Below are 14,825 nucleotides of genomic sequence, written 5' to 3'. Positions count from 1 at the left end.
CAGGTCAAATCTAGCAGACAAGGTTCCTCCATATGAAGCCGACGGGTTTCTACGGTCAGACTGTCAGGCGATTCTTGCGCCTCGAGCAGGAGCCGCCTTCGTTGATCACGCGTTCGCTGCGCAACGCTGAGATCGCCGTCACGGAAACCCGGGATGATGCCCCCCTCACGGGGGTTTCTGGCGAGATGGGCCTTCAAGACGCCAATGTTATCACCCTGATGCTTTACGATGACCCAGATTGCCAGACCTGGGAGCGCGGCAGGCGTGCGATCAAGGCCGATATCCGTGCGGGTGCAACATATCTGTACGACATGAAAAACGATGTGCGCTTCGTCATCAACAAGCCGTTCCACGCGCTCCATTTCTATCTTCCGCGCTCGGCGCTCGACGGCATCGCCGAGCAGGCCGGCGCACCGCGCGTGGGTGAGCTCCCTTCCCAGCTCGGCGTCGGTCATGATGATCCGGTCATCCGTCATATCGGTGGGGGACTCCTGCAAGCGTTGCGTCGGCCGGCTGAGACCAACCAGCTCTTCATCGATTACACGATGCTCGCATTTACCGCGCACGTTGCGCAGACCTATGGCGGGCTGCGAACCATCCGGGCGCTGGCCCGCGGCGGTCTCGCTCCATGGCAGACGAAACAAGCCTGCGAAAGGCTCGACGCCGATCTCGGTGGAACACTTTCGCTGCAGCAGGTCGCGGCCGAGTTTGGCCTCTCGGTCAGCCATTTCTCACGCGCGTTTCGCATCTCAACCGGCCTGCCGCCGCATCAATGGCTGCTCCGCCAGCGCGTGAAGGCGGCCCAGCAGTTGATGACCGTGCCTGATTTGGCGTTGTCCGAGATTGCGATATCGGCTGGCTTCGCCAATCAGAGCCACTTGACGAAGGTGTTTTCGGCCCTGGTCGGCATGAGTCCGGCGACATGGCGTCGCGAGGTGCTCGGTGTCAGGAACAGCACGACACGGTCATCCGGCTAGTGGCACGAAGGTGGCAGCGGCCGCGAATTCTAGAAACTAGATTTGACGGTTATGATTTTGGTAGCGGGGGAGGGACGCGCTACCACATTCGCAAATACGACATTCTGCAGAAAGTCCAATGCCTTACCAAGACGGCCAAGATTTCAAATGTTGGCCAATGGTGTGAACCACCTTTCAGCCGGGCATACCGACGCACATTTAGCTTTGCACCACTAGCTGACTGAGAGGCGACTTGATTGCTACCTGCCCTCAGTTGCAGACCGAGGACAGAGCACGGATTTACTGGAGCTCGGCGATATTCGGTCCAGATGACAGCGCCTTCGTTGCCGAGGGTTGGTTCGATGCCGATGCCTGGTCCGGCGCTCGGAAGGCGGCGTCGGGCGGCGTTCCCTGGGATGGTCGACGCGCAGCGGTTGCCGGAAGCACGATCACTTTCGCTCCGACTTTCACCCGCTCGTAAAGGTCCATGACGTCCTCATTGGTCAGCCGGATACAGCCGGACGAAACCCGCTTCCCGATCGTATCGGGCTTGTTGGTGCCGTGAATTCTATATTCGGTCTCGCCTAGATACATCGCCCGAGCGCCGAGCGGGTTGCTAGGACCACCGGCCATAAATCGCGGCAGATAAGGCTGACGCACAAGCATCTCCGCAGGCGGACGCCAATCCGGCCATTCTGTTTTACGGGCCACAGTCTGTTCACCGGACCATGTGAAACCTTCGCGGCCAACGCCGATGCCGTAGCGCAGTGCTTGCGTGTCGTTCAGAACGAAATAGAGGAATGTGCTTTTGGTATCGATGATCACGGTGCCCGGCGTCTGGTGGCTGGTGTACTCAACCACCTGCCGAACCAATGCTCCGGGAACGTCAGCGGCTTTTGGCGGTTCGACCAGAGGCGCCGGGGCCGGACTCGGAACCGACGCTAATGCATGAGCTGGAGTCGACACGTAAACCGGAGTTGACGATGCCAGGGCTTGGGGTGCGGACGGCTTCCGTATTGGTTGCACGCTCGTCGGGCGAGACAGCAAACTGTACCCCAACGCGGCGACGGCCACGGCGCCAACTGCAACTCTCGCGACCATTGGTAGTGCGAGCGTCTCTGCCTTTCCACGTTTGGCGCGCCTACTCATATCTTTTCCCAGATCACCATGCCCGGAAGGGGTATCCGGCAAAATTTAAGAAACTTCGAAGCGCTTTCGCACAGACTGGAATCAATAAGCGTCGTTAACCCCAACTCTTGAGACTTGGGAGCAACGCTCGATCGTCATCTTCGGACTCCTTACCTGCGATCCAAACGCGGAAGTGAACCGCGTCCATCCGGAGGCGGTGCCGGTAATCCTCACCCCGATCGAAGAGTACGACGTCTGGATGCGAGCTCCTTGGGATGAGGCCAAGGCGTTGCAGCGACCGCTTCCTGACGGTTCGCTGAAGATCGTAGCGAGCGGCGGACAAGGAAGATCCGGCGATGACCGCCTGAGCCGCTCACTATGGCGTCCGGAGGACATCCGGATTCGAGGGCCGGTGCTTGGCTTCAGCGGCTGATGGTCGCCTGGAGAGCGCTCACCGAAGATTGGATGCCGGCATCCGTCGACATGGTGAAATCTTCCATTTCGAGGCTGACCCAGCCGTTGTAGCCGCACATCCGGACGACCGAGAAGAACTCCTTCCACCACTGAAGGTCATGGCCTGCGCCGACCGCGACGTAATTCCACGCGCGATTGGCGACGTCCGTAACCTCTTTCAGCTCGAGAAGACCGTTCACGTCAGCCAGTCCCCGCTCAATCCGCGTGTCCTTGCCGTGGCAATGATGGATCGCCGCGCCGAGCGCGCGGGCCGATGCGATGGGATCCGCGCCCATCCACATCAGATGCGAAGGATCGAGGTTCATTCCGACCGTCGGACCGACCGCATTGCGCAGCCTAAAGAGGGTTTCGGGATTCCAGACCAGCATTGCGGAGAAATTCTCCAGCGCATATTTCTCGACGCCGACTTCCTTCGCGAGCTTCACGAGCCCGTGCCACAGCGGGAACGCGCGCTCCTCCCATTGATAACGATCGCGCTCCGGCATCTCGTCTGGCCAGCTTTTGGTGTAGACGAGCCAGTTCGGCACCGTATCGCCAGGTGCCGCTTCCGGCAGGCCCGACATGGTGACGATGGTCTTGACGCCGATCTCGCCGGCCAGACGGATCGTCTCCTCCATTTCCTTGCGATGACGCTTTCCCATCGGGCCGGGATCGAGTGGATTCGCCGAGCAATTGAGGGCAGCGATCTGAAGACCGCGCGCCTCGATCTCCTTGAGCTTCGTCTTGAGCAGCGCCTTGTCGGCGAGGAGCTCATCGGCGCGGAAGTGCGGCGCCCGCGACCAACCGCCCCCCGTCATCTCGATGCCCTCGACACCAAGTCGGACGCACTTGTCGAGCATGTCGGTGAAAGAGAGATCGCCCATCACATCGGTGCAGATCGAAAGCTTCATGATCGTTCCATCCTGAAAAAAAGAGAGGGCGTGCTGATGCACGCCCAGTTGGGGAGGCAGCGCGTTATTGAAAGTCGACCCAGGCCGAGCCTGCGTCTGCGGACCGGACGCAGTTCGCCAGCCAGCGAACACCTTCGGTTCCGGCTTCGATGCCGGGATAGTGGTGAGTCCTGAGGAAGGCCTGATCGCCGCGCTTCGCCGCGTCGATCGCCTCGGCGATCCAGAGATAGATGTTGGACCAGCTGTCGCCGAGCCCTTCGGTGTGGAGTGCACCCATCCGGTCGATGGCCAGGCTCTCCGCGTCCAGATAGGGCATGCCATGGTGAAGGATGCGTCCCGGCTCGCCCTGGACTTCATAGACGAGCTGATCCGGATGGCTGTCAGACCATGACACCGAGGCCTTCGAGCCGACGAAGCGATAGCGCTGACTACCCATGTTGCCGGCGTCCACTGACGAGACCCACAGGCGGCCACGGGCGCCGTTGTTGTAGTGCATCAGGACCGTCGCATGGTCCTCGAGCGGCTCGCGGGTCGGGATGAAGGCCTTGCGGTCACAGAGCAGCTTCTCGACCTTGATGTGTGGCAGCACGATCTCCGAGAGGTAGTAGAGGTGTGTGCCGATGTCGCCAAGGACGAAGGTCGGGCCGGCCGTCTTGGGGTTCGTCCGCCACCTGACCGCCTCGCCGGCCGCAGCGTCATCGCCGGAATTGAAGCCGTGGGTGTACTCAAGGTCGACGATGCGGATCTCGCCGAGCATGCCCTTCTTCACCATCGCCGCCATCTGATGGACAAGCGGATGGCCTGTGTAGCCGTAGGTCACGCCGACGATGAGCCCCTTCTGCCTGGCGAGGGCAGCAATCTCCTCACACTCGGCCAGCGTAAAGAAGAGCGGCTTCTCGCAGATCACGTGAAGGCCCGCCCCAAGGCAGGCCTTCGTGATCTCGTAATGCGTGAAGTTCGGGGTCGCGATCGACACGACCTCGATGCCGTCGTCGCGCGCAGTCTCGCCCGCGATGAGATCCTGAGAGGTGGCATAGCAGCGGTCGGCGACCACTCCGAGCTTCACGCCGAAGTCCCGCCCCCGATCCGCATCGAGGTCGAAGGCACCCGCGAGAAGCTGGTAGGTGCCGTCGCGCAATGCGCCAGTGCGATGCTTGTAGCCGACCTGCCCGGTGCGGCCGCCTCCGATCATACCCCAGCGCAAGGGGCGGCTGATCGTCTTCTCTCCGTTGATCATGACAACTATCCCTGGATGAGTGCCTACTCGGCCGCGAGCGCGAGCGGAACATCGTAGAGTGCGGGCTTGTCAATCATCGCGATGCGTTCAAGTCCGCCGCTCGAAACGGCGCGCAACGCGGCATCCGCGGTCAGGGTCGCGGCATATCCATCCCAGGTGGACGGACCAGTGGCCGTTCCTTCAGAGGCCGCGACGATCCACTCCCGGAACTCCTGGTCGTAGGCCTCGATGAATCGCTCGCGCCAATCCTCGGGGATGGCCTGGCGAATGCCATGGCGGTCAGAAATGACGGTCGCGGGCCGGTTCGGGAGCGCGGCCACCCCCTGCTCGCAACTGACCTCGCCCCGGATGTCATAACCATAGGCGATGTTGACCGAGATCTCGACGTCGACAAGGACGCCAGAGGCCGTATGCAACAGCACGATCACCGGATCGCGCAGGTCGCCGCCGCGGGTCGAACGCCGCGGCACGCGAACTTCGACACCGATGATCTCGTCGGACAGAAGCCAGCGGGAGATATCCGCATCGTGCACCAACGTGTCGTTCAGCGGCATGTCGGATGTGTATAGCCCGACCGGCACGGAAGCGTTGCGATGAACGGAGTGGAACATTAGGGGGGCGCCGAGCGATCCGCCATCGATGACGCGCTTCAGCCGCCGATAGTCGGCGTCGAAGCGGCGCATGAAGCCGACCTGCACGAGGCGGCGCCCGACGATAACCTCAGCCTCCATGACGCGCCGCGCGGCAGCTTCCGAGGTTACGAGCGGCTTCTCGCAGAAGACCGGCTTGCCGGCGGCGATACAGGCGAGCAGTTGCTCCTCGTGTGCCGGTCCCCATGAGCAAATCACGACCGCCTCGACAGCATCGGACGAGATCAAGGCTTGCGGCGTGTCGAAAACCGCCGCGCCGCGGGGCGCTGCCGCCCGCGCCCGGTCTTGGACGATATCGGTGACAGCGACGACGTCGACACCCGAGAGAACCTCTGTCAGTCGACGGATGTGATCCTGTCCGATCATCCCCGTCCCGATGACACCGACCTTGAGACTCATTTCGCCCTCCAATACTTTTCGACGTAATCCTGCATCTTCGTGCGCATGAACCGGCCGGACTCGTCGGCGCGGTCCTCCCAGGCGAAAACGCACGAGCTCATGATCCCGTCGAAGCCGATCTCTGCGAGAGTGCCGAAGAAGTCGTCCCAGGGCACTTCGCCCTGTCCGATGTTCAGGTGCTGATGCACGCGGGCATTGGTGCCAGGCGGGTTCAGGATGTAGCGCAGGCCCGACGAGGCCTTGTGATTGAACGTGTCGCCGACATGGACATGCGCCAGCACATCGGCGCATTCGCGCAGCATCGCCTTGGTGTCGTCGCCGAAATAGAACGTGTGCGGCGCGCAGTAGAGAAACTTCACGCGCGGCGAATTTACGGTCCGGATGATGTCGACGGCGGGCTGCAAAGTTTCGCACCAATCCTCGGGATGCGGCTCGACATGCAGATTGATCCCCTCTTTCTCGAACATCGGCACGAGTTCCTCCATCGAGCGCCACCACGCGTCCTCGCAGGTTTCGATCATCGAGCCGGTATGGCAGCAGTAGCAGGATCCCTTGTCCGGATGCGGACCGCGCCCGAACTCGGAGTTCATCGTGTCGACCTCCATCTCGACGGCGATCTCGATCGCGCGCTTCCAGTGGCGCACGGCCGCGCGGCGCTCTGTCTCGTCGTTCGACGCCCATCGGTACATCGGCAGCAGCGAGGCGATGCGGACATCGGCCTCTTTCAGGGCCTTCTTGAAGGCCTTGATGCGCTCCGGGAAAACGCGCGGGGCCTTGAACCATTCGAGGAAGTCACCACGCGGCGACAGTTCGATCCAATCGTAGCCGAGTTCCTTGACCTTGAACGGCAACGCCTCGAGCGAGAGATGCCGGTGCATGAAAGGATCGAGTGCAATCTTCATAAGACTCACCTGTAAGTTGTTATTTCGATCGTAGCGGCCTGTTCACCCTCTGCGGGATGTCTGGCGTACTTGCTAAGCGGGCGGCGGTGGATGCCCCTCGTGGGTCTGCATGTAGCTGTCGATCTCCGCCTCAAGGCCCGCCATGGCTTCTCCGCCAGCCATCAGGTCGGTGATCTCCTCACGCGTCTTTTCGCCCTTGCGGAAGTCGGCTGCGAGCGCGCCTCGGATCAGGACAGCGAAGTGGTCTCCAACCGTCATGGCGTGCATTACCTGATGGGTAATGAGGATCACTGCGAGCCCGCGTCGGCGCGCTTCGAGGATGATCCGAAGCACATGCGCGGCCTCCTTGACACCGAGCGCTGCAGTCGGTTCGTCGAGGATGAGGACGCGGGCACCGAAATGGACCGCCCGCGCGATGGCGAGCGACTGGCGCTCACCGCCCGAAAGACCTCCGATCAACCTGTCCCCATCGTCGATCCGGGTGATGCCAAATTCCTGGACCGCCTTGACCGCGACCGCGTTCGCCGTCTTCCGATCGAAGATGCTGAACGGACCAAACTTCTTCGTGGGCTCGACGCCAACAAAAAACGATCGCCCGATGCTCATGAGCGGAAATGTTCCGCCGAACTGATGCACGGTCGAAATGCCGCGATCCGCGGCATCCTTCGGCCGAATGAAGGTGACCTCTTCGCCGTCCATCAGGATCGTTCCCGAGGTCGGTTTGTGGACGCCGGCCAGCGTCCTGATCAGCGTCGACTTGCCCGCGCCGTTGTCGCCGAGCAGGCAAAGGACCTCGCCCGCATGCACCTTCAGCGAGATGTCGTGAAGAACGTCGATCGGTCCGAAGGATTTGTTGACGTTCCTGAGTTCGAGAACCGGAGTGGTCATGCCTCAGCTCCTCGGGCTTTCTTGCGGGGGGAATAGGAGATCGCGATCTTCCGGAAGCTGTTATTCATCAGCACAGCGACGAGAAGCATCACGCCGATGATCAGGCTGGACCAGTTTCGGTCGATGGAGGTGAAGTAGATCCCCTGGCTCACGACGGCGAAGGTCAGAGTGCCCACGAAAATGCCTATCACGGATCCGAACCCGCCGGTCAGAAGGACGCCACCGACGACGACCGAAACGACCGCGTTGAAGATGTAGTTCATACCGCCGGATACTTGCGCCGAATTGAACAGGATGGCGCCGCACATGCCGACGAACGAGGCGGAGGTTGCCGACAGAACGAAGAGCGCAATGGTGAGCTTCGAAGTCGGAATGCCCGCGTTCCTGGCACTCTCTTTGTCGCCGCCCATGGCAAGGATCCAATTGCCGTAACGGGTGTGGTGCACGATCACGTAGGAGATCGCCGACCAGGCGAGCCACCAGACGATGATGATCTGGAAGCTGCCGCCGAGGAGCTGGCCGAAGACCATCTTCGCCCAGTTAGGGGCCGTCAGCGCGACGCTGGCACTTCCAGTCAAAAGCACCGAGGCGCTAAGCACCACGCCCTGCATTGCGACCAGCGTTCCAAGGGTGACGATCAGCGACGGAACCGAGGTCCGGACCGTCAGAAATCCGTTGATCAGCCCCACGAGCACGCCGATGCCGATTGAACCCAGCATGCCGACGGCGATCGGCAGCCCATAGTAACCGGACAGGATGGCGATGCTCATCGAGCCGGCTGGAATCATGGCACCGATCGAGATGTCGAGCTCGCCCGCGATCATCAGAAGGCCGACCGGAATGGCGACAATGCCGAGGTTGGCCGCGAAATTCACCCAGCTTGCCGCGCCGAGCAGCTTTTGGAGGTTCACGCCGCCGAAGATGACGAAGAACAGGATGACCGCGATCAGGCTGATGACCGATCCGGCTTCCGGGCGCCGCAACAATCTGCCGAATGGAAGAAGGACGTAGTACATGGCTGAGCCCTCACCCTTTCTTCTTGCCGGAATAGGCCAGCGCCATCCGCCGGAACGTATCGTTCATGATCACGGCCAGCAGGAGCAATGCGCCGATGATCACGCTGCCGAGGTTGGGATCGACGCTGGTGAAGTAGATGCCCTGGTTCACCATCGCGAAAGTCACTGTCCCGATCACGACGCCGACAATCGAGCCGAAACCTCCGGTCAGGAGCACGCCGCCGATCACGACGCACATGATCGAGTTGAAAATGAAGGACTGGCCGCCTGCGACCTGCGCGCTCTGATAGACCATGGCCTGGCTCACGCCGACGAAGGCCGCACAGAGACCGCTGATCATGAAAAGCGCTACGGTGAGGCGCTCGGTCGGGATGCCGGCGTTGCGGGCGCTGACGCGGTCGCCGCCGAGAGCAAAGATCCAATTGCCGACGTGCGATACGTGAAGGAGATAGGCCAGGACCAGGGCGATCAGAACCCACCAAAAGATGGTCACCTGGAACATTCCGCCCACGAACTGCCCGAGAAAGAACTTTGCAGTCTCGCTCGGAACGATCGCGGTGCTCGTGCTTCCCGTCAGAAGCACTGCGAAGCCGAGCGTCAATCCCATGACGGCGAACATCGTGCCGATCGTCACAATCAGCGATGGCATTTCCGTGCGGATCGTGAGCAGCCCGTTGACGAGACCTACCGCGAGGCCGACGGCGAGCGCGGCGAGGATGCCGACGGGTTCTGGCGCTCCGTAGTGGCCAGAGATCACGGCCAAGGTCACCGACGACGCCGGAATGACGGCACCGATCGACAGGTCGAGCTCGCCGGCGATCATCAGTAGCCCTACGGGAAGCGCGACGATCCCGACCTCTGCGGCTACGTTGAGCCAACCCGCGAAACCGGCCGGCGAAACGAAGACACGGCCGCCGAAGATCGCGAAGAAGATGAAGACCGCGATCAATCCGGCCAACGAGCCCGCTTCAGGGCGCCGCAAGAGTCGCCCGAGTGTCGCCGGAAAGAAGGAACGGCGCACCGCGGGCGTAGCAAATTGGGTTTGCGTGACTGAGACCATGGACCTGTTCCTCGTTCAGCGGGGATCAAAGCCAAATGCCTGTTTCGGCTCTCTCCGCTCCGGACGTGCCAGTCGAGGAATCTGCTGTCCGAACGCGACAGCAGATTCCGCCACCTCAATCGAAGGCCCCTCAGCGAGTGCCCTGCTTCACGCCCTTCAGTGCCGTATCGACATTCGAAGCGTCGACGATCCCGGGTCCGGTCAAGATTTCCCGCGTCGGCACGCTCAGGCCGAAGTTCACATGGCCATTCAGAATCGACACGGCGAGATAGCCTTGCAGGTAACCCTGCTGGTCGATCGCGAACATCTGCGTGCCAGCCTTGATGTTCTTCAGAATGGTCTCGTCCATGTTGACGCCGCCGACCTTGACCTGCGCGGCTTTGCCAGCCTGCGTGATGCCGTTGATAGCCGAATTCGCATCGACGTTGCCGATCGTGTAGACACCGTTCACCTCGGGGTGCTGCAGAAGATAGGCCTTCACCGCCTGGGCAACGGCTGTCGCATTGCCAAACGAGGTCGCCGGCAGCGGCAACGCGGCGCCCGTTCCGCCGTTCGCCTTGACGCCGTCGTTCATGCCCCGGCAATGAGCCTCGATGTTCGCCGCACCCGGCAGCGTGTTGATGCAGACCAGAGTCTTCAGCCCCTTCTTGGCGAAATACTCGCCGGCGGCGACACCCGCCTTGTAGTCGTCGCTGCCAACATAGTTCATCGCGTGGAGGCGATCGGCCGCGGCGATGCCGCCGGCGTTGTAGATCACGAGTGGAATCTTGGCGTCGACTACGGCCTTGAAGGCGGGATCCATCGCCTCGGGAACCCAATCGGGACCGACGATCCCATCGGCGCCTTGGGCAATCGCCTGACGGATCAGCTCCGCGGCATCGACACCAAGGTTGTCGTAGTTCTGAGGACCAAGCCAGGTCACGGACCCGCCCTGAGCCTTGGACACGATACCGGCATCTTCGGCGCCGCGCTTCACGATCGACCAGAATGGGTCGTCGGGTTTGCCACCAATGACAAAGATCTTGGCTGCCATGGCAGAGGTCGCCGTGAGACCCAAAATCACGGCTACAGACATCATCGTCGCAATGCGGCTGCGCTTAAACATATCTACTCCTCCCAAGCCTCGTTTCATAACGAGCTCTTTAATTGTGCCCTGACTCATAGCTTAAGGTTGAAAATCTGCAAATATGCGCTAGCATGCGAATGATAAGAAAATATCATTTCATATCTTTCATAATGACACGAGACTTTCGGGAGCTCGAGCGTGAAACGACCAACCATCCCCGACCTGGCGAAGGCTGCCGGAGTATCCGTCGCTACCGTCAACAGGATTTTGGCAGGGTCCGCTTCCGTGCGAGGCACCACCATGCAGCGCGTTCAGAGCGCGGCCGATCGGATCGGGTTCTACGGCCTTGGCGCGATCGACGACCGGATCCGCAAATCAGCGCCGAACTATCGCTTCGGCTTCCTGCTCCAGCAGTCTCACCGCGAACTTTATCAGCTCTTCAGCCGGAAGATCGTCGCAGCTTGCCGCGGGCGTCGCGACGAGGTCGTCGAGCCGCTTGTCGAATTCGTCGACCTTCTCTCGCCCGACAACATTGCGGATCGGCTCCAAGCGCTCTCAATTGAATGCGATGCCGTCGCCGTGATCGCGGCCGATCATCCGATCATTGGCCAAACGATCCTATCGTTGCGTGAAGCAGGCAAGCCGGTCGTCTGCTACATCACCGATCAGTCCGCACCGGATAGGGCGGCCTACGTGGGGACCGATAACTGGAAACTCGGACGTACGGCAGCGTTCCTCATTGCCCAAATGACGCTGAGCAGCGGGCGCATTGCGGTTTTCATCGGCAATCACCGCTACCAGTGCCAGGACGTTGCTGACGCGAGTTTCCGGTCCTACATGAGGGAGCATGCGCCAGGGCTGATCATCGAGGAAAGCCGACCGACACACGAAGAGCCGAGCGAAGCATACCGGCTTGTCAAGGAACTGCTGCAAGCAACGGACGATCTGATCGGCATCCTGATCGTCGGAGGCGGCATTTCGGGTATACTTCGGGCGATCAGGGAAGCGCCGGAAGACAGGCGAAAGGGCATTAAGATCATTTGCCGTGACATCGGGCCCGAGACACGGAAGGGCCTCTCTGAAGGACTGATCACGGCCGCGCTCTGCCATCCGCTCGAGGCAACCTCGGACCTGCTCGTTCAGACGATGATCGACGTCACAAGGCAGGACACGCCGACCGCCACGCTTCAGCGGACCATCCCGTTCGAGATCGTGACGCCAGAGAACGTTTGAGACGAGGCGACACTCACGCTGTCCCCACCCCTATCAGCGGCTGGCCGCAGTGCGGGCCAGGAAACCGTGCTTTTCGGCGTTCAGATGCGCCTCTGGCGAATCCCCTCATCGGCGCATCTTGCCGGTGGAGCTCGTCATCCGAGCCTGCGCCCCTTCAAGGTGTCGACGCATCGCGGTTTCGGCCGCATCCGGATCAGCGGCAGCGTAGGCCCTGACAATCGCACGGTGCTCGCGAACGGCGTCGTCCGAGCCGATACGGCCGCTCTCGCGCACGATCGAGCGGCGGGCGACGTAGAGGACGACGTCGAGCCCTCGATAGGCTGCAGCCATCGGCCCGTTTCGTGCGCTGTCTACGATGCGCTGGTGGAAGGTTTGCTCGAGTCCGAAATAAGCTTCGTACCCTTCATAGCCGACGCCGGCCTTGCGCATTCTGGCCATTGAATCCGTAGCCTCGGTCAGAGCTGAGACATCGTCGACATTGCCGCGGGCGGCGCCGATGCGAGCGCAGTGCATTTCAATTAGCAACCGAAACTCGAAAAGTTGACGCATCTGATCTACGTCCGGCAGGGGCGCGACGGAAAATCCAGAATTGGCGGCAAATACCACCAACCCTTCGGCCTCGAGACGAACCAATGCTTCGCGCAGGGGTGAACTGCTCACGCCCAGCCGCCGGGACAGTGCATCGATGTTCAGCCGCTCGCCCGGCTGTAGCTCCTGGTCGAGTACCTGACGCTTCAGCGCCGAATAAGCCTGTTCCGACAGGGGTGTCTTGACGAGACGAAGGCCGGTCGTGCCGTCCCTCGGAGCCATGGAAGCCTCCATTCGCGCGGGCCGGCGCCGACCCCGATCGCCCATCCTAGCATAGCACGGGGCGCATGCATCAAGCATCATCGATCGTGCACGATTCTTGACTCCTCGATCGAAATGAGCGAGACAACCGATCGTGGGTGACGACACCACTCAAAAAAACAAGATCACGCAGGAGACGACCGAGATGTCCGACCGGATCGGGCGTTCTTATCGCCACGTACCGATGACGAAAGCGCCGCAGTCATTACCAAAGCCGCGCATGCTGGCTCGGGCGTGACGCCAGGTCATTTCCGATCTGTCGCGCAATCTCCGCACGCAACGTCAAGGCGCCGAAAGCACGCCGGCGGCTGATCCAGGGCCATTCGAAAAATCTCCCTTCCCCAAAAGCCAAGGCGCGTCTCATGGACCCCATTCAATCGATCGAAGTCACACTCAACCAGGTGCCGTTGAAGGCGGCACTTAGCGACGCCAAGGTGCTGACGGGCCGGCAGCGCCCGCTTGCCCACGTCGATCTGCTCTGTGTGACACTGGAAACGAAGGGCGGCGCGCGCGGCTTTGGCTTCAGCTATTCCCTTCGAGCGGGCGGCAACGCCCTTTTCGCCCACGCCAGAGATCTGGCGCCGGATCTGATCGGCGAGGACCCGGATGACATCGGCCGGCTATGGGAAAAGCTGGCCTGGGCTGGCGCCTCCGTTGCGCGGACGGGCGTGACGGTCCAGACCATCGCCGCGTTCGATCTCGCGCTATGGGACATGAAGGCGAAGAAGGCCGGGTTGCCGCTGGGCAAGCTCATCGGCGCCTATCGCAATTCCGTGCCGACCTACAACACGTCGGGCGGCTATTTGAACGCGACCAAGGAAGAGGTCATCGCCAACGTCGACGCCTCACTTCGCCGCGGCATCGGCGGCATAAAGCTGAAAGTCGGCCAGCCTGAGCTCTCGCGCGACATCGAACGTGTGGAGTTGGTGCGCCGCCACGTCGGTGACGGCGTGCCCATCATGGTCGACGCCAACCAGCAATGGGACTACACGACCGCGCTTCGTGCCGGCCGAATTCTCGATCAGTACAACCTGACCTGGCTCGAGGAGCCGCTCTCGGCTTATGACTATGCCGGCCATGCCCGCCTGACCGACAAGCTCGACACGCCAATCGCAACGGGCGAAATGCTCAGCAGCGTGGCTGAGTGCGCGGAGCTGGTGAAGCAGAATTCGGTCACCTTCCTGCAGCCGGATGCACCTCGCATCGGCGGAATCACGCCCTTCCTCAAGATCGCGGCCGTAGCTGATCTCGCGCGCCTGAAGATGGCACCGCATTTCGTCATGGAGATTCATATCCATCTCGCTTGCGCCTATCCGCATGAGAGCTGGGTCGAGCACATCGAATGGCTGGAGCCGGCCTTCGACGAGCGACTGGAGATCCGGGACGGACGCATGTTCCTGCCCGATCGACCCGGGGTGGGCTTGACGCTGTCCGAGCATGGACGCGCCTGCCAAGTGGCAGCGGCGCGGATCTAACGTCTTCGCCATCACAACGGACAAGAAGCAAATCGCTCGAAGCCGGTGCAACGCAAGGCGCAGGTCCGGTTCCGATCAAGGAGGAAGCTGTAGTGGAAACGACCGCAGGCGTGCTGAACCTGGCCCATGCAAGCCGGGTCCGCTACCTCATCCTCGTTCTGATTTTCGTCGTCACCACGGTGAACTACGCGGATCGCGCAACGCTCTCGATCACCGCGCAGGCGATGCGGGCGGAATTCGGCATCAGCGCGATCCAGATGGGCTACGCCTTCTCCGCATTCAGCTGGGCCTATGTGCTGGCACAAGTGCCCGGCGGCATCCTGCTCGATCGCTTTGGACCACGCCTGGTCTATACCGCGAGCATTCTGCTCTGGTCATTGTTTACCCTCCTGCAGAGCATGCTGGGTCTGTTCGCAACGATGGGCAGCGCTGTCGTGATGCTGTTTCTTCTGCGCTTTTGCGTCGGCCTCGCGGAAGCGCCGGCCTTTCCAGCGAATGCAAAGATGGCGACGAGCTGGTTTCCCGCAGCCGAGCGCGGCACGGCCTCTGCCTTCTACAATTCCGCGCAATACTTTGCGCCGGTCGTGTTCACTCCCCTGATG

At 61.5% G+C, this 14,825-nt stretch carries 15 protein-coding genes and 1 pseudogene; 6 read left to right on the top strand and 10 right to left on the bottom strand.

Annotated elements, in window-relative coordinates:
* Positions 1-32: 32 nt before the first annotated feature.
* Positions 33-977, top strand: coding sequence for a helix-turn-helix domain-containing protein (locus ACV1FX_RS33825; protein WP_473121877.1), 945 nt, complete (start codon positions 33-35; stop codon positions 975-977).
* 279 nt (positions 978-1,256) lie between these two features.
* Here ACV1FX_RS33825 and ACV1FX_RS33820 read toward each other — a convergent pair whose 3' ends face one another.
* On the bottom strand, positions 1,257-2,105 hold the full coding sequence (locus ACV1FX_RS33820; protein WP_473121876.1) for a L,D-transpeptidase: 849 nt from the start codon (positions 2,103-2,105) through the stop codon (positions 1,257-1,259).
* 139 nt (positions 2,106-2,244) lie between these two features.
* On the opposite strand from ACV1FX_RS33820, the pseudogene ACV1FX_RS33815 reads away from it, so the two are divergent.
* Positions 2,245-2,452, top strand: a pseudogene (locus tag ACV1FX_RS33815) (SOS response-associated peptidase); the annotation flags it as partial.
* A 54-nt stretch (positions 2,453-2,506) separates the two neighbouring features.
* On the opposite strand, the gene ACV1FX_RS33810 reads toward ACV1FX_RS33815, so the two are convergent.
* The 8 genes from ACV1FX_RS33810 to ACV1FX_RS33775 form a co-directional block, all read right to left on the bottom strand.
* Entirely contained in the window at positions 2,507-3,448 is a 942-nt protein-coding gene (locus ACV1FX_RS33810) for a sugar phosphate isomerase/epimerase family protein (protein WP_473121875.1), read from the bottom strand.
* 64 nt (positions 3,449-3,512) lie between these two features.
* A complete protein-coding gene (locus tag ACV1FX_RS33805; RefSeq protein ID WP_473121874.1) occupies positions 3,513-4,685 on the bottom strand; it encodes a Gfo/Idh/MocA family protein in 1,173 nt (390 codons plus the stop codon).
* Between the two features lie 23 nt (positions 4,686-4,708).
* Positions 4,709-5,734 (bottom strand): Gfo/Idh/MocA family oxidoreductase, encoded by a 1,026-nt coding sequence (locus ACV1FX_RS33800; RefSeq protein WP_473121873.1) that lies wholly within the window; start codon positions 5,732-5,734, stop codon positions 4,709-4,711.
* Positions 5,731-6,636 carry a sugar phosphate isomerase/epimerase family protein gene (locus ACV1FX_RS33795; RefSeq protein WP_473121872.1) on the bottom strand — a complete coding sequence of 302 codons (906 nt, stop codon included), beginning with the start codon at positions 6,634-6,636 and terminating at the stop codon, positions 5,731-5,733. Before ACV1FX_RS33795 ends, ACV1FX_RS33800 begins: the two co-directional genes overlap by 4 nt.
* Before the next feature lie 72 nt (positions 6,637-6,708).
* Complete coding sequence (locus tag ACV1FX_RS33790; RefSeq protein ID WP_473121871.1) at positions 6,709-7,524, bottom strand: ATP-binding cassette domain-containing protein; 816 nt, start codon at positions 7,522-7,524, stop codon at positions 6,709-6,711.
* Positions 7,521-8,540, bottom strand: coding sequence for an ABC transporter permease (locus ACV1FX_RS33785; protein WP_473121870.1), 1,020 nt, complete (start codon positions 8,538-8,540; stop codon positions 7,521-7,523). Before ACV1FX_RS33785 ends, ACV1FX_RS33790 begins: the two co-directional genes overlap by 4 nt.
* 10 nt (positions 8,541-8,550) lie before the next feature.
* On the bottom strand, positions 8,551-9,600 hold the full coding sequence (locus ACV1FX_RS33780) for an ABC transporter permease (protein WP_473121869.1): 1,050 nt from the start codon (positions 9,598-9,600) through the stop codon (positions 8,551-8,553).
* A gap of 130 nt (positions 9,601-9,730) precedes the next feature.
* Positions 9,731-10,705: a sugar ABC transporter substrate-binding protein gene (locus tag ACV1FX_RS33775; protein WP_473121868.1), complete on the bottom strand. Its 975-nt coding sequence runs from the start codon at positions 10,703-10,705 to the stop codon at positions 9,731-9,733.
* 159 nt (positions 10,706-10,864) lie between these two features.
* On the opposite strand from ACV1FX_RS33775, the gene ACV1FX_RS33770 reads away from it, so the two are divergent.
* Entirely contained in the window at positions 10,865-11,899 is a 1,035-nt protein-coding gene (locus ACV1FX_RS33770; RefSeq protein WP_473121867.1) for a LacI family DNA-binding transcriptional regulator, read from the top strand.
* A gap of 105 nt (positions 11,900-12,004) precedes the next feature.
* On the opposite strand, the gene ACV1FX_RS33765 is transcribed toward ACV1FX_RS33770, so the two are convergent.
* A complete protein-coding gene (locus tag ACV1FX_RS33765) occupies positions 12,005-12,709 on the bottom strand; it encodes a GntR family transcriptional regulator (protein ID WP_473121866.1) in 705 nt (234 codons plus the stop codon).
* Positions 12,710-12,842: 133 nt separating this feature from the next.
* On the opposite strand from ACV1FX_RS33765, the gene ACV1FX_RS33760 reads away from it, so the two are divergent.
* The 3 genes from ACV1FX_RS33760 to ACV1FX_RS33750 all read left to right on the top strand — a co-directional run.
* Positions 12,843-12,986, top strand: a complete 144-nt coding sequence (locus ACV1FX_RS33760) for a hypothetical protein (RefSeq protein WP_473121865.1) — start codon at positions 12,843-12,845, stop codon at positions 12,984-12,986.
* A gap of 124 nt (positions 12,987-13,110) precedes the next feature.
* Positions 13,111-14,223, top strand: coding sequence for an L-talarate/galactarate dehydratase (locus ACV1FX_RS33755; RefSeq protein WP_473121864.1), 1,113 nt, complete (start codon positions 13,111-13,113; stop codon positions 14,221-14,223).
* Between the two features lie 92 nt (positions 14,224-14,315).
* Positions 14,316-14,825 (top strand): MFS transporter (locus ACV1FX_RS33750; protein ID WP_473121863.1); only part of this gene is annotated, 510 nt, incomplete at its 3' end.

This window comes from Bradyrhizobium ingae, assembly GCF_055791185.1.
Note: the sequence above shows the minus strand (reverse complement) of the source record. Positions and strands in the feature narration are given on the sequence as shown.

Bases quoted from the DNA above. Each gene is read 5' to 3' on its own strand.
- ACV1FX_RS33775 (WP_473121868.1), bottom strand. From the start codon at position 10,705: ATGTTTAAGCGCAGCCGCATTGCGACGATGATGTCTGTAGCCGTGATT.
- ACV1FX_RS33825 (WP_473121877.1), top strand. From the start codon at position 33: ATGAAGCCGACGGGTTTCTACGGTCAGACTGTCAGGCGATTCTTGCGC.
- ACV1FX_RS33800 (WP_473121873.1), bottom strand. From the start codon at position 5,734: ATGAGTCTCAAGGTCGGTGTCATCGGGACGGGGATGATCGGACAGGAT.
- ACV1FX_RS33810 (WP_473121875.1), bottom strand. From the start codon at position 3,448: ATGAAGCTTTCGATCTGCACCGATGTGATGGGCGATCTCTCTTTCACC.
- ACV1FX_RS33820 (WP_473121876.1), bottom strand. From the start codon at position 2,105: ATGAGTAGGCGCGCCAAACGTGGAAAGGCAGAGACGCTCGCACTACCA.
- ACV1FX_RS33755 (WP_473121864.1), top strand. From the start codon at position 13,111: ATGGACCCCATTCAATCGATCGAAGTCACACTCAACCAGGTGCCGTTG.
- ACV1FX_RS33805 (WP_473121874.1), bottom strand. From the start codon at position 4,685: ATGATCAACGGAGAGAAGACGATCAGCCGCCCCTTGCGCTGGGGTATG.
- ACV1FX_RS33765 (WP_473121866.1), bottom strand. From the start codon at position 12,709: ATGGCTCCGAGGGACGGCACGACCGGCCTTCGTCTCGTCAAGACACCC.
- ACV1FX_RS33790 (WP_473121871.1), bottom strand. From the start codon at position 7,524: ATGACCACTCCGGTTCTCGAACTCAGGAACGTCAACAAATCCTTCGGA.
- ACV1FX_RS33795 (WP_473121872.1), bottom strand. From the start codon at position 6,636: ATGAAGATTGCACTCGATCCTTTCATGCACCGGCATCTCTCGCTCGAG.
- ACV1FX_RS33780 (WP_473121869.1), bottom strand. From the start codon at position 9,600: ATGGTCTCAGTCACGCAAACCCAATTTGCTACGCCCGCGGTGCGCCGT.
- ACV1FX_RS33785 (WP_473121870.1), bottom strand. From the start codon at position 8,540: ATGTACTACGTCCTTCTTCCATTCGGCAGATTGTTGCGGCGCCCGGAA.